21 protein-coding genes and 1 tRNA gene are annotated in these 21,201 nt (G+C 42.0%); 13 read left to right on the top strand and 9 right to left on the bottom strand.

Translation table 11 applies throughout. From position 1 onward, the window contains the following. Positions 1–64 precede the first annotated feature (64 nt). From ACOOFG_RS03040 to prfB, 4 genes are all read right to left on the bottom strand, one after another. Positions 65–778, bottom strand: a complete 714-nt coding sequence (locus tag ACOOFG_RS03040; protein WP_420422170.1) for a YebC/PmpR family DNA-binding transcriptional regulator — start codon at positions 776–778, stop codon at positions 65–67. 9 nt (positions 779–787) lie between these two features. Beyond that, positions 788–1,288, bottom strand: a complete 501-nt coding sequence (locus ACOOFG_RS03035) for a GNAT family N-acetyltransferase (RefSeq protein ID WP_420422169.1) — start codon at positions 1,286–1,288, stop codon at positions 788–790. After that, positions 1,281–1,808 (bottom strand): GNAT family N-acetyltransferase, encoded by a 528-nt coding sequence (locus tag ACOOFG_RS03030; protein WP_420422168.1) that lies wholly within the window; start codon positions 1,806–1,808, stop codon positions 1,281–1,283. Before ACOOFG_RS03030 ends, ACOOFG_RS03035 begins: the two co-directional genes overlap by 8 nt. Then, positions 1,805–2,900 (bottom strand): peptide chain release factor 2 gene (prfB, locus tag ACOOFG_RS03025; RefSeq protein ID WP_420422167.1). Its coding sequence is split into 2 segments (ribosomal slippage): positions 1,805–2,830 and positions 2,832–2,900, totalling 1,095 coding nucleotides; the frame shifts between segments, so codons are not numbered across the junction. The genes ACOOFG_RS03030 and prfB overlap by 4 nt, the downstream gene beginning before the upstream one ends. Positions 2,901–3,216: 316 nt before the next feature. On the opposite strand from prfB, the gene ACOOFG_RS03020 reads away from it, so the two are divergent. After that, a complete protein-coding gene (locus ACOOFG_RS03020) occupies positions 3,217–3,537 on the top strand; it encodes a hypothetical protein (protein ID WP_420422166.1) in 321 nt (106 codons plus the stop codon). 76 nt (positions 3,538–3,613) lie between these two features. Here the strand turns inward: ACOOFG_RS03020 and ACOOFG_RS03015 are convergent, their stop codons facing one another. Further along, positions 3,614–6,124: a hypothetical protein gene (locus ACOOFG_RS03015; protein ID WP_420422165.1), complete on the bottom strand. Its 2,511-nt coding sequence runs from the start codon at positions 6,122–6,124 to the stop codon at positions 3,614–3,616. Between the two features lie 522 nt (positions 6,125–6,646). Then, positions 6,647–8,860 carry a UTP--glucose-1-phosphate uridylyltransferase gene (locus ACOOFG_RS03010; RefSeq protein ID WP_420422164.1) on the bottom strand — a complete coding sequence of 738 codons (2,214 nt, stop codon included), beginning with the start codon at positions 8,858–8,860 and terminating at the stop codon, positions 6,647–6,649. Positions 8,861–9,132: 272 nt separating this feature from the next. On the opposite strand from ACOOFG_RS03010, the gene ACOOFG_RS03005 reads away from it, so the two are divergent. The 10 genes from ACOOFG_RS03005 (at position 9,133) to ACOOFG_RS02960 (ending at position 16,335) form a co-directional block, all read left to right on the top strand. Next, a complete protein-coding gene (locus ACOOFG_RS03005) occupies positions 9,133–9,390 on the top strand; it encodes an SWIB/MDM2 domain-containing protein (protein ID WP_420422163.1) in 258 nt (85 codons plus the stop codon). A gap of 88 nt (positions 9,391–9,478) precedes the next feature. Then, on the top strand, positions 9,479–10,159 hold the full coding sequence (gene ispD / locus ACOOFG_RS03000) for a 2-C-methyl-D-erythritol 4-phosphate cytidylyltransferase (protein ID WP_420422162.1): 681 nt from the start codon (positions 9,479–9,481) through the stop codon (positions 10,157–10,159). After that, the gene (gene truA / locus ACOOFG_RS02995) at positions 10,152–10,889 is read left to right on the top strand and encodes a tRNA pseudouridine(38-40) synthase TruA (protein WP_420422161.1); all 738 of its coding nucleotides are present in this window, start codon (positions 10,152–10,154) and stop codon (positions 10,887–10,889) included. Before ispD ends, truA begins: the two co-directional genes overlap by 8 nt. 75 nt (positions 10,890–10,964) lie before the next feature. Further along, positions 10,965–12,035: a hypothetical protein gene (locus ACOOFG_RS02990; RefSeq protein ID WP_420422160.1), complete on the top strand. Its 1,071-nt coding sequence runs from the start codon at positions 10,965–10,967 to the stop codon at positions 12,033–12,035. A gap of 195 nt (positions 12,036–12,230) precedes the next feature. Beyond that, positions 12,231–12,313: transfer RNA gene (locus tag ACOOFG_RS02985), tRNA-Leu, on the top strand. Between the two features lie 19 nt (positions 12,314–12,332). Next, positions 12,333–12,995: an HAD family hydrolase gene (locus ACOOFG_RS02980; protein ID WP_420422159.1), complete on the top strand. Its 663-nt coding sequence runs from the start codon at positions 12,333–12,335 to the stop codon at positions 12,993–12,995. Positions 12,996–13,054: 59 nt separating this feature from the next. Beyond that, positions 13,055–14,305, top strand: coding sequence for a Fic family protein (locus ACOOFG_RS02975; protein WP_420422158.1), 1,251 nt, complete (start codon positions 13,055–13,057; stop codon positions 14,303–14,305). A gap of 480 nt (positions 14,306–14,785) precedes the next feature. Then, positions 14,786–15,076, top strand: coding sequence for a hypothetical protein (locus ACOOFG_RS02970; protein ID WP_420422157.1), 291 nt, complete (start codon positions 14,786–14,788; stop codon positions 15,074–15,076). A gap of 221 nt (positions 15,077–15,297) precedes the next feature. Then, positions 15,298–15,501: a hypothetical protein gene (locus ACOOFG_RS02965; RefSeq protein WP_420422156.1), complete on the top strand. Its 204-nt coding sequence runs from the start codon at positions 15,298–15,300 to the stop codon at positions 15,499–15,501. A 3-nt stretch (positions 15,502–15,504) separates the two neighbouring features. Further along, positions 15,505–16,335 carry a Fic family protein gene (locus ACOOFG_RS02960; protein WP_420422155.1) on the top strand — a complete coding sequence of 277 codons (831 nt, stop codon included), beginning with the start codon at positions 15,505–15,507 and terminating at the stop codon, positions 16,333–16,335. On the opposite strand, the gene ACOOFG_RS02955 is transcribed toward ACOOFG_RS02960, so the two are convergent. Beyond that, positions 16,325–17,584, bottom strand: coding sequence for a sigma-54-dependent transcriptional regulator (locus ACOOFG_RS02955; protein WP_420422154.1), 1,260 nt, complete (start codon positions 17,582–17,584; stop codon positions 16,325–16,327). The two genes, ACOOFG_RS02960 and ACOOFG_RS02955, sit on opposite strands and share 11 nt — an antisense overlap. A 189-nt stretch (positions 17,585–17,773) precedes the next feature. On the opposite strand from ACOOFG_RS02955, the gene ACOOFG_RS02950 reads away from it, so the two are divergent. Further along, positions 17,774–18,520: a D-Ala-D-Ala carboxypeptidase family metallohydrolase gene (locus ACOOFG_RS02950; RefSeq protein ID WP_420422153.1), complete on the top strand. Its 747-nt coding sequence runs from the start codon at positions 17,774–17,776 to the stop codon at positions 18,518–18,520. A gap of 515 nt (positions 18,521–19,035) precedes the next feature. Next, on the top strand, positions 19,036–19,479 hold the full coding sequence (locus tag ACOOFG_RS02945; RefSeq protein WP_420422152.1) for a hypothetical protein: 444 nt from the start codon (positions 19,036–19,038) through the stop codon (positions 19,477–19,479). Between the two features lie 22 nt (positions 19,480–19,501). On the opposite strand, the gene gloB is transcribed toward ACOOFG_RS02945, so the two are convergent. Both gloB and ACOOFG_RS02935 read right to left on the bottom strand, forming a co-directional pair. Next, positions 19,502–20,308, bottom strand: a complete 807-nt coding sequence (gene gloB / locus ACOOFG_RS02940; protein WP_420422151.1) for a hydroxyacylglutathione hydrolase — start codon at positions 20,306–20,308, stop codon at positions 19,502–19,504. Next, positions 20,283–21,044 carry an RDD family protein gene (locus ACOOFG_RS02935; protein WP_420422150.1) on the bottom strand — a complete coding sequence of 254 codons (762 nt, stop codon included), beginning with the start codon at positions 21,042–21,044 and terminating at the stop codon, positions 20,283–20,285. Before ACOOFG_RS02935 ends, gloB begins: the two co-directional genes overlap by 26 nt. Positions 21,045–21,201: the final 157 nt, after the last annotated feature.

The following is a 21,201-nucleotide window of genomic DNA, read 5'->3' as shown; positions in this document are numbered from 1 at the left end:
AAAACAAACTTAAAAGAACTCAAAGCCCTTTTATCTTGATGAGAAATTTTCAAAAGGCGTGTCATTAACCCATGTTGTGGAAAACAACGTCGACGTCATCGAGATCTTCTAAAAATTCGATAAGCTCGAGGTTAGCTTTTTGGTCTTCTTCTGAGCATTCGACAGATGTTTTAGGAATCATTTCTAAGCTAGCCTCCGAACACGTGACACCTTGCTCTTCAAGCTTCTCTTTCACTTCATAAAGTTGTTCTACTGAAGTGATCACCATATACAGGTCGTCAGCCAGGTCAAAGTCTTCAGCTCCCGCTTCAGTTGCTTGCATGAAAAGAGCTTCTTCATCCCCTTGATCTTTTCCAATTTGGATCACCCCTTTGCGGTCAAAGTTATAAGCAACCGATCCAGGAGAAGCAATCGTCCCGCCTTTCTTATTCGTCGCAATTCGCATGTCGGAAGCGGTGCGGTTTTTGTTGTCTGTCATCGCATCGACAATGATCCCCACTCCGCCATGTCCATAAAGTTCATAGGTGAGTTCACTGAAATCGGTTTGGTCACTACTAGAGGCTTTTTTGATATTGCGCTCAATATTTTCAGCAGGAACATTGGCAGACTTTGCCTTTTGGAGGACAAGTCGCAATTTTGAATTCGATTTGGGATCGGGCCCTCCCTGTTTCACTGCGCTGATGATTTCTTTCGCAATGCGCGAAAAGATCTTTCCTTTTTTTGCATCTGCGCGCCCTTTTTTATGCTTGATGTTTGCCCACTTACTATGTCCGGCCATTTTTACTTCCTATATGAACTTTTGCATCATGATTTTATCGTAATATGTTCCATCAGGCTCTTTGAGGTACTTCGGATGGCAACCATAACGCTCAAATCCCAAGCGCTCGTAGAGCTTGACAGCTGGATTGTTTTCGTACACTTCGAGGTGAAGAAGTTCGATTTGAAACATTTCTTTCGCACGTTTTTCGAGAGCTTTCATTAGCATCGTGCCAATGCCCTGCCCTCGGTAATCTTCACCGACAATGATCACAAAAAGACACTGATGCTTGAGCTTTTCAATCGGTTGAATGTAGAGGTTGGCACACCCTGCAGGCTTCTTTTTATAAAGAGCGGTAATCGACATCTTTCCTTCGATGTATTGTTTCCAATAGCGGATCGAGTCTTCCACTTCCCGCTTATCTATCATGGGAAACCCTTTCAAAACCTCTTTATCTAAGAGCCACTCTTCAATGAAAGGCAAGTCGTCTAAGACTGATTCACGGATTTGAACCACAGGTTTTTTAACCATTTGTAAACCCCTCCAGTTCGACTTCCATGATCACGCGGGCCAAATAAGAACCGTCTTCTTGCTTCACAAAATGATCTTGACGCACAATTTCTTTGTACCCCACTTTCTGAAGTAGCGAAAGCGAAGGACACCCTTCATATGTTTCCAAATGAACTTTTTCGAAGCGAAAATAGGTTTTAGCTAAGTGTGTCGCATTTTTCACAATAGAAGTTCCCACTCCCTGACCTTTATGGTCTGGATCTACAGCAAAGTACAGAAGACAGTGATGAATGAGCTTCCTATAGGGCATTAAAAATAGCGTCGCAATTCCCACCGGCTTTCCCTTGTAGTCGGCAGTTAAGCTCGCCCCAAAACGGGAAAAACCAATCCAGTTTTTGGTCATGTCTTCGATATCCTTTTCTGTCGAAACAGGATACCATTTGACTGCCTCGGGATGACTGACCCACTCTTTCAAATATTCTAAGTCTTCGACTTTAGAATAACGGATATCATATTCGGGACTATCCGGAATCCGATTCATCCAAACTCCTTGAGATAAGCATTCACAAAACCATCGAGCTCACCATCCATTACATCTTGGATGTTTCCTTCTTCGTACTTGGTTCGGGTATCTTTTACAAGTGTATAAGGCTGAAAAACGTAATTTCTAATTTGCGATCCCCAAGCGATTTCTTTCTTTTCGCCTCCCATTTCCTTGATAGAGGCTTCGCGCTCCAAAATCTCTTTTTCATAGAGCTTTGAACGGAGCATTTTAAAGCAAGTTTCCTTATTCTGCAACTGACTCCGCTCTCCTTGACAACTGACAACAATCCCTGTTTCCAAGTGGGTGATACGCACTGCAGAATCGGTTGTGTTGACGTGTTGTCCTCCTGCGCCAGAAGAGCGAAACGTGTCGATCCGGATATCTTCAGGACGAATCTCAATTTCAATATCGTCTTCAATTTCAGGAGAAACATCGACTGATGCAAAGCTCGTGTGACGACGCGCGTTACTATCAAATGGAGAGATCCGCACAAGGCGGTGGACCCCCTTTTCCGCTTTGCAGTAACCATAAGCGAACGGGCCAACGATTCGGAGTGTCACATTCTTTATCCCAGCAACTTCTCCATCTAAGAGATCAACTGTTTCGATTTTCCACCCTCTTTTTGTCGCCCAACGTTGGTACATACGCATAAGCATCGAAGCCCAATCGCAAGATTCAGTTCCCCCGGCTCCTGCATTAATCGTAAGGTAACAGTCTTTTGCATCGAGCTTCCCCGATAGCATTTTCTTTACCTCGAGATCTTCTAATTTCTCTTCAATCTTACTGAGTTCATCGACAAGTTCTCCGTAGAGATCAGCATCTTCTTCTTCATTCACTTCCAGGAGCAAACTTTCACAGTCATCAAAACGACGGCGAATGTCTTTCGCAGGAACGGTCCAAGCTTTGAGATTGTTACGCTCAGAAATGACTTTTTGAGCGCTTTCATTATCCGACCAAAAATCGGATTCTTCCATTTGGCTTTCTAAAGTGGTGATTTGACAGTTTTTTCCCTCAATGTCAAAGAAACCTCCACATTTGAAGGAGTCGGTCTTTGATCATTTTCACTCTTGCACGTGTTTCTTCGTTCATGGGGCTTTCCTAACCTAAATTTTTTTTGGCATTTTAGGTCAATTCCCTGGAAAAATCAAGGAATGAAAATCAAAAACATTATCGCGAAGGTTCCTGTATAAAAAGTATTTCCATTTATCTAATTTCATTTTCAATTTGTTTATCTTAGTTAGACTCCCCACCTTTTACTTACATTTTCCATATGAAAAATTTTTTTAAAAAAACTAGGATTGTTTATCCTTTACATAAATTAAAAACTGCCTATAATAATTGGAATCAAAAATATTTCGGGGAGTCAAGCTCTCCAAAACCTATAAGCAATTATTTCGGAGGAAATATGGCATTAGAAGGTGTTACTAACGCAGTTGGACCTTATGCGACACAGTTTACTGATTTCGTTTCTAGAAACTGGACTGCATTTAAAAATGCATCTGTTGAGTATGGAACAGCGATTTGGAACAGTGGCCCTGTTCAAAAAGTTGTTGAGTTTACATCTCCTTACTTCAACAAAGCAGCAGCATACTACCCAGAATGGGCTAAGTTTTCTTGGTCAACAGGAACAGCAGTAGCGACTTTAGGCGCATCTGTTCTTTTATTAGCTCTAATCGGCTACTGGACTGGAGGCTCAACCCCAGCTGGAGGAAGAACGGCTCACTAATTTCTAATTCTTAGAGATTAGCGATGAAGTTAAAAACGGATCTCAATAGAGATCCGTTTTTTCGTAAGATTTTCTGCTATCTATCTAAATTTTCTTTTAATTTTTTCAAGAAAGCTTGTTCTTTTTCGGATTCTCCTGCTGAGAAAGCTTCATGATTTGGCAACTCTCCCACAGAAACTAGGGCTTCTTGGGCTGCCTGCTCGAAGTCAGAAAAAATCTGAGCAATCACTTCCAACTCTTCAGGACTGTGCGTCCCGACAGACAAACGGGTTCTTGGGCTGCCTATTGAAGCAATAGAACTTTCATTAAATCCAAAGCTATCTCTAAATGTTAAATTAACACCTGCACGCTTAGCTCTCTCAATAGTAAAGTCCATCAGAAGACTTTGAGTTCGGTTAGCTAATTGACCCGTTTTAGGGTACTGAAACTCGAGATAATAAGACTTCGTATCCGACTTTGGAGTGAGACTTAAGAAGCTCGTTGGATTAGAAATTAAACTCTCTAACCTTTGATAGATAACATTCGTATTTTTGTAATGTTTTTTTACATACTGGTGCATTTCAATATGTGCACTTTTGTGAAAGTGACATAAAGCTTGGTAATCTAATCCTTCAAGAGTTCCACCCAGATTTTCAAAATGCCCTCTAAGAGCCTCATTTGTCGTGTAAACCTGCATGTATCCAGCATTAAACTTATCGACTCCTAACTGGTCAAACTTGTGACCACTTCGATATAAAACCACATTTAACCTTCCATCTTCAATTGCTTGATGGTGCTCATTCAAAAACTCTTCAAACTCTTTAGAGTGCATTTTGTCCAAGGTTATATCAACCGCAAGGGTTAAAGGCGTCTCAGCCTTTCTATCTTTAAGAAGTTGTGTTGTCATTTCGTTGAGGTCTTTTGTATCATAACTTTTAGCTTTCATTGATGGACTAGGACGAAGATCCAAAAATACTAAATCAGGATCTTTGCCATCAGCTTTTAACTTGGAAATACTGCCCCCAATATCGGTTGCCTCAATTGCATAGAAATTTGGCTTTTGTTTTCCATCAATGGATGTGCCTGACATTTCACCTAAGGTGTTAAATGTCTCAAAATAGTTGTCGTCAAGACAAGCAATGCCCAAGTTCGGTTTATCTTGTCTTAAACTTCTTACGATTCCATCAACACACGCCATTCCACTGTGCATTGGCACAACGGTTGGATCAAAAGGAGCAAGCGCCTCCGGCCCTACCTCTGGATCAAGCGCACCAAGTCCATGCTCTCGGTTTTCTAGAAAAATTTCATGAAAAGCGCCTTCTTGATAAGGTTGGCAAATGTTAAGTAATAGAAGAACTTCTTCACTTATCAGCTCGTGATAGAGCGAAAATGTCGTATGATTATTGCAGTGCTCAGCAGATAGGTTCATCAAGGCGGCTAATCGATTTAGAGAAGCATTGATGAGTTTGGCTTTAGCAGGATCTTGCATAGCTACTTCTAGACTAGGCTCAAGATGCATTAGCATACGATAATTCGCGCTACTTAGTAGCTCAACAGCTGACGGGTCAGCTTTGTTCGCAAATCGAAAAGCAGCACCTAAAGCTGCATAGTTTTGCACCGCAGCATGGTCCATAAATTCACCTGGATTCGCAAACTGTTCCAGTTCAACTGTGACTCCAGTTGGACGAATATTTGCAAAAGCTTGTGAGCCTTCAATACTATGAATGAGACCACTACATTGGGTCATACTGGGTGTATATCCTCCTGTTGGGATGTGGTCAAAAAGGAATTTTTTACGTATGTCGAACCCATGTAATCTTTGCGCTTGGGGCGTCTTATCAATTGGTAGAATTAACGTTGTTAGACCCTTGAATTCCTGCTGACTGGCTACACTTAATCCGAAACGAATTACCGTGGCTTGTTTAGGCGGCACTTCACGCTCCTTCAAACGGGCCTCCATTCTTCCCACAACAGCCTCATTCAGATCTTTCACTTTCTTGATTCGGTCTGCATAAGGCAACTCGCGATCAATCATTTGATCTACAAAAATGTAAACTTTAGGTGCATCGACAACGTCTTCCTTACCTTCCGTAGAAGCTATAAGTAAATCTATAATCCCATCAATCTGTGCTTCATCAGTTAGATTAAAAACATCTGCATAGCTTTCCAAACTTTCTTTAAAATGGGCATTGCCTAATAAACCGATCTCTCTTTCCGATATAACTGGAGAACCTTGGTTGACTTCAGACGCAATATGTCGGGTAACTTTCGTAAATAACATATCGTGCCTAAGATACTCACGATGGTATGTCTGTAAACTTTGTGGATTAAAGGAAGATAGGGGTCGGCCCATTTGAGTCGCCTCTTTGGAGCTCCAATTGGCTCCTTTATGGAGGTAATGTAACAAATACAATCCTACTTCAGAGCTATCCAAGTCCTCTACATGCATACCAACGAGGCAATTGTGTAGAAACGTGGGACTTGTGGCTAGTCTTGTAAACAGCTCTTTTGCTGATAGGATTTGCTCTTGAGGTGCTTCTTCTGAAGAAAATTGATTTCTAAATCTTTGAATTAAATTAGCACCGACTGATGGTATCTCGTAACCCATTTTTCCGCCCTTCCTTAACTTTATAAATGCAATTATTTGATTATTAACAACTTACAATGAAACTAGAAATGCAATATGACGCACAGAAGCTCACATAGACTTCTATTTCAAAGTAAACAACCTTAAGTCGCTTACAGAGAGCTGCTTGGTTGGTTTGGCGCATTTATGAGGTAAAGAAAAACGTCGTATTAAATGACGATATTATAGTGCGGTTTTAGATACCTCTACTCCATCTAGGGTCATATGTTGATTTAAAATCTCCCCAACATAGAACCTTCTCCTTAATTAATATTATAAATTAAATTCAACAATAATTCAAAATTAAACTACAACTCTTTAATATTATGATATTAATCGCTAATATTTAATTAGTTATAAACGAGATGGAAATAAAGGCAGAATTCAGATTATAGAGTGTTCGAGAACGCTCTTAATCTTGTTAGAAAATAAGATTTAAGCTGCTGACAGAGAACGACATATATTTCATACACCGTTAATTTCTTTCTAATTCAGGTGAGAGGACTATCGACGAAGCTGAATCGATTCGTCGGACTCGATTTGATAGGTCCAAAATGGCTCATCATCGCTCAGCGGACGCTCTTCATAGCGGAGCTCTCCATTTTGCTCTGTCACGATGAGATGGACCCCATCTGGAACCTCGATCGTGTGATCCCCTTTGAAGGTTACATTCTCAGCCTGAAATCGGCTATGCCCCTGTAGATGGATTGTCAAGCTAGAGCGCCGCTTGATTTCGTGTTTCCAGAAAAGGTGATCCTCGGCATTCCAATCGATTCCCGCGTTTTCAATGCGGACATTTTTCAATGAGCACTGCCCTGTGTGGTTTGAGTAGACAAGTTGACCTTTAGGGTCTTTGTGACCCATTAAATTGTCGGCAAAAATGAGTAGGCTGCCATCTAAAAATAGGCCTTTCATCTCTAAGTCGGCAATTTCCAATTGGAGCTCTGATCCATACCGAATTTCCCCTCCTTGAATCTTTTGACGAATGATCGAATAAAAAGGACCAAGAGCTGGATGATAACTCATCAGAAAGGAGGGACCTTTCCTAAGAAACGCTGACTCATCACTGACCTCAAGTAGCTTCATGCCGCAATCTTCACTCAGAAGCTCTTGGGCATTTTGCATGAAATCATAAAAACAACCCTCAGGAGTTTCAAGAAGCTCTCCGTCGGAAACGGTCTTCCGTTTGGTTGTCGAAATGGTCTTGCGTCGCTCATTAAACGTCACATAGGTTGGCAAGCTTTCAGCAGCCACATCTTCAGCAGGAACGACAAAAGCATCTGCAATGTTTTGCATGGTTGTTTCCAATCGGGTAATGCGCTCTTTTTTTGTCCCTTCAGTTGGAAGGTAGTGCGTGCCCATACGAAAATTGACCAAAAGACCTGGGAAGGGAAGGAGTTGAATGGCTTCTTGCACAGCTTCTAAGTCAACGAAGAGAATGTTGGTATTAGAGGGAAAAAGAGAGAAAGGACTTGTCTCATCTCTGGGCTTATCTTGAATCCCATTCTTTTCAAAGTCGCAGTACTCGACATTTGTCACAGCCATCACGGTTCCTTCAGGTGTCGTTTTTTCTTTTAAAACGACCATTCCTTCATGGGCATTGACACGTCTTTCGCAAGATGCAAATCCAAATGCTCTGTTTTCTTCATGTCCCACGCCTAAAAAAGCCGCAAGGCCATAATCAACAGCTGCCATCGGATTGTTAATCTGTCTTACGAGCGCTTTCTTTTTTCCAAGCGAGTGTAGCCAATCGAAAACTCCTTTTTCCTCAGCAAGTTTCCAAATAACTCCATGTCCTCCGGGACGAAGTTGAAGTTTCAGAGGCTTTTTTAAACACCAGTTTCCCTCTTCAGTGAAAACAGGAACTGATGGCTGAGTGAAAAATTTGAAGCTATCACGGGGTCGCCCAAACCATTGGTTCTTCACGCAAATTTCTTGAATGTGATCATGGTTTCTGTTGACCTTGGAAGTCATCAGTGCCAACGGTGTGAGAATCTGCTCATCAAAGAGCTTGTAATAGAGGTATTCTCGCGCTTGAAGATCATGTACCATTCCTTCTAGGAGCTGTTTCCCTTGAAAAATCAAGCAAGCTGCAGGAAGTCCTTTTCCTGTTTGACCATCTTTCAATTGCAGGCGATCGGCAGCGCCACCTACAGGATAAAACTCTGCCATATGCTTTTGGTTGCGGATTCCTTCTAAAATTGCATGCCGTACTTCAGGCGTATTTTCTTTTGAAAGATCTATTCCTTGAGGAGGTTTAAATGTGACTTCTTCCTGAGCCTCTTCCGTTTTTGCTAGAAAAGATAAGACTAAACATTGATACCCAACAACTCCTCCAATGTCTTGGTAAAAGTCATCAATCGCAAGAAGCTCATCAAGTAATCGACGAAAATAAGGAACTGGATCGACAACATTTGTGGGAACATCAAAAAGATGAGGGCCTTGATTGATTGCAAACGTCGCTTTGATTGTATACTCACAATCTTGTGAGAGTCCTGCTAAAAAAGTGCGCAAAGGAGATGCTTCTGCAAAGTAACTTTGCACTTCGCTAAGTTCATCTAAAAGAGCAATTTTCTCAATGTAACTTGACGCATTTGTTAAGTCTGAAAGAAGTTCAGATAAGCGAGAAATTTCATGGTGAACAGTAGTGTCTCGGTCAGCTGCTTGCAGTGTCGATGAGAGTGCAAGTAGTGTTACAAGTAGACTTTTCGTTTTCAATATCAGGCCTCTATAGCTCATGAGTATCTTACTGAAGATTATCATAATACCCCTTTAGTTGTCCAAAATGGAAAAAGTAGTCTGCCACTTTGTCAAAAAAAAGAGCAACTCCTATGCGCTCCGTTTCAATTTTCACTGGGAAAAAAATTCTGCTAAACGCTTTTTTTTTTGACTAATAATCCCGAAGAAGGCTACAAGTGGTCTCAAAGGGAACAAGTTATGACCATTTAACCCTTTCTTCTGACAACCGTTTTTTTTTAAGGAGAAAACACATGGCCAAAAAAGCACCATCAAAATTCATGCAACCAATGAAGATCAGCTCTGAGCTGGCTGAAGTCGTTGGAAAAGGACCAATGCCAAGAACTGAAGTGACAAAAAAGCTTTGGGCTTACATTAAGCGACACAAAAGACAAGATCCAGATAACAAGCGCAACATCATTCCAGATGAAAAACTCGCAAAAGTATTTGGGAGCAAAAGAGCGATTAACATGTTTGACATGACTAAGAAAGTCAATAAACATCTTTCTTAATATCCTCCCCCTTTTAGTGCCGTCTTTTGTAGACGGCACATTCTGAGATTAGTGGCATTATATCCCCAGATCCTTTACATAACACCTTATGACTCAAACAACGCCAACAATAGCTGCTATCCTGCTTGCAGGAGGAACTGGATCCAGGATGGGAGGGCCGATTCCCAAACAATACCTCCCTCTCAAAGGGCAACCTATTGTCCAATACAGCTTTGACCTTTTCCTGTCCCTTCCTCAAATTTCTGAAATCGTCATTGTTTGCAAACCTCAATTTCAAACATTTTTTGAACAAAGTCCCCTTAAACCAATCCAATTTGCTCTCCCCGGAGAAGAGCGCCAAGATTCCGTCGCTAGTGGCTTTGCGCACGTTTCCCCTTCTTGCGACTATGTTCTGATTCACGACACGGCTCGCCCCCTCATTCAAGAAGAAGAAATCCACAAGCTTATCGATGAAGGGCTCCCCGTCGGTGCTGCTACATTAGGCGTTCCGATGAAATACACCGTTAAAGAAGTCGATGAAAACGGCATGGTCAAGAAAACTCTTGATCGCCATCGCCTTTTTAATATCCAAACTCCCCAACTTCTCAGACGAGATGTTTTAGCAAAAGGGCTCAAAGAAGCCCAAAAGCATGGACTCACTTTAACTGACGATGTCTCTCTCGCAGAGCTGATTGGCCACCCTGTTAAGATCGTCTATGGATCAGACGAAAACTTAAAAATCACCACTCCCGAAGATTTCGAAGTCGCCAAGCAACTCGTTTATGTCTAAGTATAAACTCACTCTAAGCTACGACGGTTATCCATTTGGGGGATGGCAAATCCAACCTAACACTTCTTCTGTTCAAGGACATTTACAAGATGTCTTTATGCTTTTGATTGGAGAGTCTGTCACCGTTATCGGTTCAGGACGCACCGATGCTGGAGTTCACGCCAAAAAGCAGGTCGCTCATTTTGAAACCGAAAAAGAACTTCCCTCTACTATTTTAGACGATGTCAATGCCAAACTCCCCTCAGAAATCCGCCTATTGTCCCTAGAAAAAGCCGATGCAGACTTTCATGCGCGCTTTAGTGCCGTGCAAAAAACTTATCACTATCACATCTGCACTGCTCCCGTACTCAGTCCTTTCGAGTGTCGTTACCGCACCCACCTTTACTATGATATGGACTTCGAAATGCTTCAAAAAGCGCTCAAATATTTTATTGGCACCCACGACTTTTCCTCCCTTGCAAATGAACGAGGCACACCCTGTTCTCCCATCAAAACCCTGCACGCTTTAAACTACGTCCCTGAAGCAGAAGGTAAATTTCGTCTTGAATTTACTGGTGATGGATTTCTCTACAAGATGGTACGCAATCTCGTGGGAGCACTCGTCTATGTCGCTCGCGGAAAGCTTTCTCTCAATGAGCTCGCTGACCTTATCGAAGCAAAAGATCGCCGTCTCGCCCCACCACCAGCTCCCCCTCAAGGTTTATTCCTAATGTCTGTCGAATATAAATAATATTTTAATTTCCGATTAATATTAACAATAATTAACGACTTTATTATTATTGTTATTTCAAAACCAAGGGTTGTTATGAGTGGTTTACAAATTGGTCCTGCAGAAAATCTCCAAAGACTTCAACAATTAGCTATGATTGCTCCCCCTGAAAAGGTGGAAGAAACAAAAAAACCGAAGACTGAAACCGAATACAAAACCCAAACCGAAAAACAGCAGGAGTTCTACGAGTCCTTTTGGGATGGGATGCTCACCCTTTTCATAAAAATTCCTTTAATCAAGAACCTGACTCTCTTTATCTGGCAATTTGGACTGCGCTCACTCCAACCCACTCAGCCCATTAAAAGCTCAGAATCGCTTCTTTTCAATTCATCGATTGAAATTCCCAAATGGTTTGACGATCACATGAAGGTTCAAGGTGCACTTACCTTGAGAAACCACCTTCTCGCTGAACTTAAAATGGTGTCGAAGCAAGCTCCCGCAGATCTCAACAGCCTCGTCCGCTTGAGCCAAGTCAAAGTGAGCCGTGATTTGTTCAACTATCCGGACATTCTTCAAGAGATTCAAGATGAACTGAAAGATACGACGTGGACACTGATCCAAAAGATTCAAGACAAACATCCTGCAGAACCCCTGCAGCTTCATTTAGGAGGAAACTCCTACGAAAACCCCTTAGAGCGTCTTCCTCTATCGGGTCTTTTCATTCAGGCTTTTAACGATTGTGTCAAAGAGCATGCTGCAGAAATGCCTATCCGATGGCTACACGTTCATGGCCCGTGTGACAATCCCGAAGCGCTCAAGGTTTTACTAGAAGGTCTTGCTTCCTGCCCAACGCTTTATCACTTACATCTCGATTTAGATGAAGAGAGCTCCAAAAAGGCGTTTCAATCTCTAGCCCCCTCCCTAAAAAACGTCCCTGGGCTCGAGTTTGTCGTCTTCCGCAACTATTCACGTGAGCACCGCTACCTTGTCCAAGATAGCGACTGGCTTGAGCTTGCTGACGCGATTAACACCCATCCGAAACTTAAAATGCTTTCTTTCTACGACCTTCCAACACCGCCCGAAGTCTTTAAAACCGCTCTTCGCGGCTATGAAATCGGAGCGCCACATGCAAACTCTTCAGAAGGCTTTTGCATAAAAAAACAGTAGCCCTTAAAATGTTTACCTAAACCCCGGAGTACGACCTCGTCGAATCTGAGGGAATTTACGATTTTCTTCTACAGATTGCACATGACAAATTGGACGCATACTTGATGAAAGTAGGGGCAAATTTGTCATGGGGAAGATAGAAGAAAAGAAAAATTCAAGCAGGTTGGAGTAGGTCGTATTCCGGGGTATAACCACGCCGATGTGGTGGAATGGTAGACACGGTAGATTCAAAATCTGCTCTTAGCAATAGGGTGCTGGTTCGAGTCCAGTCATCGGCATTAATTCTTGGAAACGCCCATGAACTTTTTAGAATACGACGCCATCTTCTTCGACTTTGACGGTTTGCTCGTCAACACCGAACACCTTCACTTTGAGGCCTACCGTCAAATGATGCTTCAAAACGACGTCTCATTTCCATGGGACTTTCCCGCATTTGCAGCTGTAGCTCATAAAAGCTCGACCGGACTGCGCAAGATGATTACAGCACATGCGCCTGAACTTGCTCAGAAAAAAGGATGGGACACTCTCTACAGCGAAAAGACCGCTTGCTATCAGGCACTACTCAAACAAGGATGCCTCGAACTGATGTCAGGTGCTGAAGAGATTCTCAATCGAGTCAAAGAGTCCAAAATCCCTCACTGCGTTGTGACTAATTCGACAAGAGAGCAAGTAGAGCTCATTCAAGAGCACCTCAAGATTCTTAAACAAATCCCCCTTTGGGTGACGCGAGAAGATTACGACAATCCCAAGCCTGCACCCGATGGGTATCTCAAAGCGATTGAGCTCCTCAAGGCCTCAGGTAAAATGGTGGGATTTGAAGATGCCCTCCGCGGAATCCGCTCTCTACAAGGTGCTAACATCGACCCCATCTTGGTCTGTTCGATAGAGCATCCTCAAATGGAAGAGGTTTCTCAAGAAGAATTTCCTCACTTCTCTTCATTTAATGAAATGCTAAGTTAACATTGAATTTTTTGTTTCATTAACGCTATAATATTTTCGACTAAAAATTATAGGGTGTTATGGATGTGCAATTATTTTTAAATAAATCTCAGACAGTATTTCAAGATATCAGGGAAAATCCAGAGCGTAGTGGAAAACTGCTCACCGGCGCAACTTTTTTCACAATCGTTGCCATGACTGCTTTCCAAATCAACCCGCTGACCTATCCTATAACAACAGTTGTAACCATCGGAGCCTTATTTTTTAGTCTCCAATTTAGTTCAATAAGGCCCCAGAAAGCCTTCACATACACCCTGTTTCCTACTTGGTACAAAGAAAAAAATATTTTTGATTGTGCATTACTTACCAACATTTGGCTGAACTACAATGGTAAAAATGTCACAGCCGCCCTAGCAGTCACAGCAGACACCAAAGATGTAAGTCAGCGTCATGAACATGCTTTCGAAGTCCTAAGAAGTGTTAAGCAGCAAGGAATCATTGGCCAAATTTTCGATCAACAACAAGGGCGTGGATTAGCTGTCGGAGATGGTAAAAATCTTTACTCACTAGGGATTGATTGGGAATTTGTAAGAAACAGACAAGCTGCACTCACTTTCGTCGAACAGAATTTGCTTTGCACCCCCACAAAAATCAACACTGCAGAGCAAATGGAACAGTTCATCTGTAGCCTTCATGCACTACTAGCTAAAGATCTCGTTAATAGCTCTGGCATTCCTATCCCACCTGGAGTCTACCGCGATTCGATCATCTTGCTTCCAAGAGACAATGTTGGACATAAACCGGATGCAATCGCTGAAAATGTAAAACGAAAGGAATCGACGGCAGTCAAACTCTTTAGGAAGCTTGTTAAGCGTGTCAATGAATCTGAGGACCCATCTGAAACATTAAGGAAATTCACCAAAGAAGAGGCCAGACTCTTTAACTTAGGTTACGACACACTTTACATGGATCCAAAAGAGATTTCTGCAGCGATGAAAAAGTTTTGCAGCAACTACGTCAACAAAATTCAAGATCAAACAAACCCCTTAGATCTGGCGACGTGGGTCCACATGGAGCTGATTAAAATTCACCCCTTCATAGATCTTAATGGTCACATCTCCCGAACACTCGCAAGCGCTGAACTCAGGCGTGGAGAACTTTCTCCTATTTTTATTTTTGATGAGAATGCATACGTCAAAGCTCAAGAAAAAAGAGATCCGGAAGAATTCAAAGCTTTTTTAAAGCGCACAATCGCCCTGACTGCAAAATTGGAGCAGATTCTCGATAACGAGTCACCTTCACAAACAAGGCAAATCACACTTCATGATTGATATATTCTTTGAGCTTGTTACGCAATGTGCGCATGCTAATGCTGGGTATTACCAGACCATTTGCTAGCAATTAAATAAAAAAATCAATTCTTTTTATAATTAAATAGCGTTATAATTTCTTTAAAAAATTTCAGAGAAATTATGTCATCTGCGCACTCCACTGCTTGTTTGCAAAAGATCTGGTCAATAGCACTGGTATTTCTATTCCTCCTGGAAAGTACCGTGACTCGATTTTGTAGCAGCTTGAGTTTTAAGAACCGGAAGGAGTGGAACAGACTTTTTTCCATGGAGAAGAAGTTTTTGCACCAAAACCGTTTTACGGATACGCTGATTTTACAATTAAAGCCTCAATATAAAAAAAATTTTTTGAAAAATAATTAAGTTTTATTTTAGCATTGTGACTGTCTTGTTCCCTACATTTTTTCTGAGCGGCACAAGATTTGTTGAATTTGATATTATCACTCATTAAGGGAGGATTTTATGCCTGATCCAGGTTGGTCTGATGTGTATCAGTATGCAAAAAAATTCAAAGAAAAACTCGAAGCAATTCCAAAGGTTAAAGCTCTATGGGAGAACTCTCCTCCAGCGCAACACCCTTTATTTATGCAAAAGGTGATGTCACTAGCAACCCAAGAATTAGATTCTATCACGAGGTGGACTCCAGAGCAAGTTGCGAAAAAGATCGAGGATATCATTAGTTCTTCTAATGGCTCTATATCAGATGCTATTGTTCGCATTCAATCTGAAATAGATAATGTGAAGAACGCATAATATTGTGGCTAAATATCATCCCGATGCCAAGGCATCAAGTGTGAAGAGCCCTTAAAATGCGTTGGTGTTAAGTGTTGAGGTGTTCTTTGAGCTTGCTTCGCAGTGTGCGCATGCTAATGCTGGGTATTACCAGACCATTTGCTAGCAATCAAATAAAAAATACCACTTCTTTTTATTATTAAATAGTGTTATAATTCCTTCAAAAATTTTTTGGAGGAATTATGTCATCTCAAATGTCTACGAATATTTATTTTCCAACCTGGTTCAAAAATAAGAATACTTTTGACCGCGCTCTACTCACGAATGGTTGGCTTGACAATAGCAATAAAAGAGTCACAGCCGCCTTCGTTCCAACAAAAGAACTTACAGGTTTGCCCGAGCGCCAACAAAATCTTTTTCCAGTTATAAAGCATTTTGCTCAGTAACAAATGATTCCAGAACTTTTCGATCAACAACAAGGGCGAGGCCTAGCGGCTCATTCTGGCAACCATACTTATACTGTAGGGATTGATTCTGAGTTTATCGAAAATAGAAAGGCTGCTCTAAATTTCGTCGAAGATAACTTGCTTTGCAATCCCCCAAAGATCACAACTCCAACGGAAATGGAACAATTTATCCGCGAACTCCACAGCTTATTTGCACAAGATCTGGTTAATAGCTCTGGTATTCCTATTCCTCCGGGAGAGTACCGGGATTCGATCATCTTACTTCCTAAAGATAATTTCGGACTTGATAACAGTAAAGTCGCTCAAAACGTACACATAAAAGAGCCTAAAGCACTCATAACCTTCCTCAAACTTCTTAAGCGCATCGAGGACTCAGCAGATCCTTCTGCCACTTTAAAACAATTCAGCGACGAAGAAGCTAGAGTATTCAGTTTAGGTTTCGACACTCTATATATGGATTGGAAAGATATCCCAGCAGCAATGACAAAGTTTTGTGAGGAGTATGTCCAAAAAATTCAACGCAAGACAAACCCCTTGGATTTGGCGACGTGGGTCCATATGGAACTGATCAAAATTCACCCCTTTGTTGATCTTAATGGTCACATCTCCCGAACACTCGCAAGCGCTGAACTCAGGCGTGGAGAACTTTCTCCTATTTTTATTTTTGATGAGAATGCATACGTCAAAGCTCAAGAAAAAAGAGATCCGGAAGAATTTAAAGCCTTTTTAAAGCGCACCATTGAACTTTCCAAAAAGTTAGGAGAAATTCTTGATAAAGAAGAGCCCTTAAAATGCGTTGGGGTTAAGTGCTAAGATATTCTTTGAGCTTGTTACGCAATGTACGTACACTAATACCGAGTTTTTTTGCGGCATGGGTACGGTTGTCGTGACAAGCTTTAAGTGTCGCTAGGATGTGCCGTTTTTCAACTTCTTTGAGTGGCAAGCCAATGGTTGATTCGACGCATTCTTGAAGTTTTTGTGGTTCTTCGAAGACAAGATGATCGCCTTCGATCTCTTCACCCTCGTTCATGATAACTGAATACTCGACAGCATTGCGAAGCTGTCGGATATTCCCTGGCCATTTGCAAGCTAAGAGCTTTTGCTGGGCTTTCTTTGAAAACGTTTTAAGTGGCAGTTGGTTTTTCTGGCAGACCTCTTTTAGAAAATGCTCAGCAAGTGGCAGAATATCTTCGGGTCGCTCTCTCAGTGGTGGCAAGTAAATGGGAATGACGTTGAGCCGGTAGTAAAGGTCCTCACGAAAGTGTCCTTCTTTAATTGCCTCTTGCATGTTCCGGTTTGACGTCGAAATGAGCCGTACGTCAATGTGGATCGGATCGGCCGCTCCGACCCGCTCAAATTCTTGCTCTTGGACAACACGCAGAAGCTTTGCTTGGAGAGCTGCGGGAACTTCTGAGATTTCATCCAGCAGAAGGGTTCCTTTATCAGCCATTTCAAAACGGCCGATTCTCTTGGAGTGGGCTCCTGTAAAGGCCCCTTTTTCGTGTCCAAAAAACTCGGACTCAATGAGAGTTTCAGGAAGAGCTGCACAATTCACTCGGATGAAAGGAGAGGCGGCTCGCTTCGAATAGGAGTGAACCATACTGGCAATCACTTCTTTCCCTGTGCCCGATTCGCCGCAGATAAAAATGTTCGAATGGCTCTTGGCAATTTTTTCGACCCGCTTGAGAATTTGTTTCATTGCAGGGCTTTCAGCAATGACGGTAGAAAGCGCCTTTTTTTGATGGTTGAGTTCTACCATCACTTTTTCTAAATGGCTAGTTTCGAAAGGCTTTTCTAACGTCGCATCGACATCGCTGCGCATTTTTTCATGGAGTTCTTTCAAAAAGATGAGAGGTGTACCTAACGGACGGCGCCCAGTTCGTGCAAGAGCTTCGATTCCCTTTTCGTCACTAAAGATCACATCAAATGAGCGCTTTTTCAAAAGCTCGAGCGCACCTGATCCATCTTCAACCGAAAAGAGTTGAACCGGCGTTTTTTTGAGCAATTGCATCAAAAGTTGACGCGCAGGCGTCTGTTTTTCAATAATTAATATCTTTTTCATCTTATTAACAACTTGCGGATGAAGCCTGCGAGCTTCTCCCTTCCTAATTCCAGGAGATATATCGCTCGAAATTTTTTTTCAACGTCGGGTATAGTAGAGTTTTCGTCAGATCAAAATTAAGACACAATGAGATTCTACAACTGCTTGATTATTAGCTTACTTGCACTTTTTTTAGCAGGATGCTCAGGCTTGGAAAAATCTGAGTCAAAGAAGCAACGCCAAGTCAACTTGGTGGTCGAACCGATTCAGCGAAAAGAAACCGATGCCTTTTTTGTTGTGCAAGACCCCCAACCTCTTGAAAACAAAGAGGTTTACCCTTGGCAGCAAAAGTACATTGGACAACTTCCTCGCATCACAAAGGAATTTTTCCGCTGCAATGGCAATCCACTCAATCCCATCTTGAAGGTCGAATCAGAGTCAAGCCAAGTCACCTACCAAATGGATTGCGGAGGAATGGAGCGGCATAGCTTGCCTGTGCGCCAAGGTGAAGAATTCATCTATCCTATCCTCATCGACTTACTCAACGCCGTCCAAGAAAAAACAGGCAAACGGGTCATCATCACCTCTGGTCACCTCTGCCCCACACATAACACGTATGTTGATCCAGCAAAAAAAAATCGGGTTTCCAAACACCTCATGGGAGCGGAAGTTGATTTTTACGTGGAAGGAATGGAGTACGATCCCCACTCTGTTGTGACAGCCCTTGAAGAGTTTTACCATGAAGACACAGAGTTTCAGTCTCTCAAGAAAAATGGGAATATTTGGAGCAATAAAGAAATTGTCATCTCTTGTCACTCAGCAACAGAAAGGCGCAATGGTGACAACAAGCATTCTTACCCCTACCTCACCATTGAGCTCCGCTACGATCGCTATAACCGAAAACCCGTGCACTTTTCCTGGCATTTAGGCTATAATGCCTTCCATCGTAATGGATAAATAAACATTATGGCCATTTTAGAGACTACTAGCTCCTCACCTGTGAGGACCGTTCCTACTTCGTCGAAAAAACTCCCGATGGAATCTCTACAGGACCTGTGACAGCAAATGTGATCATGAAAGCTTTAATCACATCTTTTAATGCCTCTGCTACAGAAGGAAAACATCTCGATTCCAAAACTATAGGAGTGGTACGACACCCATCGCGTCCGATTTTCTTCTACAAAAGACGTTATCGTTGATTTCGAAAAAGAAGGAGGTGGATTTGAGCCCCTTTCTGGAAAAATGCTCAATAAAGACCTCATCCAAGCGATTTGCAAAATGGACCCTAAAGAACTCTCCTGGGAAAGCCTCTCTAGTTATCATTTAGCAAGCGCAGGTGGTAAAAATAGATATTTTGACATGCACCTTCGATCGTAAAACAATCTTTCTAAGTAAGATCAACTCATAGCCTACTCTAGCCTTTTTCTCATGGAAATCATATGATCTTACCTAAAAAACGTGAGGGAAACAAAATGTCTGATCAAAAAGACCAAGACAAACGTTTAGGAAAAAGCTCAATTGATGACATCATAACTAAAGATGAGCGCGAAGAACTTACTCAGATTTTGAGTGAGGATCTAGCGGAGAAAACTGAGGATATGTTTACAGCAACGGTCTACAAGCTGGTAGAATTAAACAAGCCCCAAACTGAGAATCTCAGCACTAAAGAAACCGATCTCCATTTTGAAAAACTGATTAAGAAAGTTGAAGAAGATGTCAAAAAGTTCATAGATGCTAAAATTGGACGCAAAACACCTGGTCAAGATAAACATTTAGAAAAAAGCTCCCCAGATGACATCGTCACTGACGAAGAATATGGAGAATTTGTTCAGCATATAGGTAACATGATGGTTGGGCAAATAACAGGTGTGATAGGTGATATGAAGCAGGCAATGGGCCGTTGCTTGTGGGAGTGAAGAAAAATAGGGTATAAAACTCTTACCAGTTATCTTTTAACTGGCGCAGGTGGGTAAAGACCGCGAGACCTGTAGCATCTGGCATAGCCACCGCTTCTTTCATTTCGCTTGTACCAGCGCGAAGAAAAGGGTTTGTTTTCATTTCGATCGCAAGCGTCGTCGGAACAGTTGGCTTCCCTTCATTGCGCAGCTTGCGCACCTCTTCAAGTCGTTTAGAAACCTCTTCATTGTTAGGCTCAATGTGATGAGCAAATTCGAGGTTTTTTTGGGTGTACTCATGACCAAAGAAGATATCGGTATCCTCTGGAAGCTTCATAATGGTTTGAAGTGATGCCCACATTTCTTGGGCCGTCCCTTCCATGAGTTTTCCGCATCCTGCCCCAAAAAGCAAATCACCTCCAAAGAGGAGGTTGAGATCACGAAAAAAATAGACGACATGCGGCTTGGTATGTCCTGGAGTCGCAATCACTTCGATCGTAAACGGACCAAAGAGAAGCTCTTCTCCATCATCGACAGACTGTTCTAAACATGGAACCCGGTCATCTTCAGGACCAATCACGCAACACTCGGTCTTTTTGACTAGAAGCTCATTCCCACCTGTATGATCCTCATGATGGTGGGTAATCAGAATATTCGTCAGGTTCAGGCCAAGTTCCTCAACAAGCGCTAGAACTTTCTTTCCATCGCCAGGGTCAACGACGAGAGCATTCTTGTCCCAAGTGAGAAGATAAATATAATTATCTTCCATTGCAGGAACAATATAGAGGTACTGCCCCCCTTCACCAATCTGTTTTTTTTCGATGTTATCCATAAGCTTGCATAATTTCAAACTGCCCCCATGAGAAAAGCCATAGGTAGCAAATAAAATAGAGAATCGTAATCATACACCGACCGATTCCGACTTTTCCATGAAAAATGCGGTAATTACTTCGCCGATCCCATGAAGTCATCCCTGTATTGGAAAGCTTGACAGCAGCAACAATCATCGTAATCAAAAAGATGATGGGAAGACCAGCTGCCATTCCTAGCCACCAGACAGAAAACGATCGATTGAGCGCATCGGAAAAGCTCAACTTTTGATGATGTTCATCCCGAACAGTCACACGCAAAAGCCACTTCCCCGGGGTCGTTCCCCAACTGATTATCAGCAAGGTTTCAACAAAAACCCAAATGAAGAGGATGAGCATTCCAAAAAAAGGATAGAGAGGAGCAAAATAAAAACCTAATGCTCCACTGAGAAGGGTAATCACGAGATATAAGAGAGAGTAATCCACCATCCGCGCCCAAAATCGGATCCAGGGACGAGGACGGACGTAATCTTCATCTGTTTCACGCGTATAAATGACTTTTTTCTTGCCAACTTCAATCGTAGGGGTTTCGTCAAGTGCTGAAAGGTTAAAGTGCTCGACTTCAGAGATTGCAACCCATTCTTCTAAGGTATCAGTCCAAACTTTTGTCGTAGAATCGATTTCACCTTTATCTAACTTCCCCTGAAGTTCTTCATGGGAAACGGGGCCTTCCTTCTGATCTTCTTTCTTGTAATACCAGACCGCTTTTTCAGCCACAAAAGTGCCCTCTCAATATTCTATCCTCATATCTTCAATAAATCGCATCAAACTTATTTTGTAAACCCAAATGAGAGACTAGGAATATGCAAACAGTTTTTAAGACGCGTTATCAGAGATAAAGAGATATCTTTTACAATCAAAACCTGTAATAAAT

Origin of the sequence: Simkania sp., assembly GCF_965215465.1 — a bacterium.
Taxonomy (GTDB): domain Bacteria; phylum Chlamydiota; class Chlamydiia; order Chlamydiales; family Simkaniaceae; genus Simkania.
Note: the sequence above shows the minus strand (reverse complement) of the source record. Positions and strands in the feature narration are given on the sequence as shown.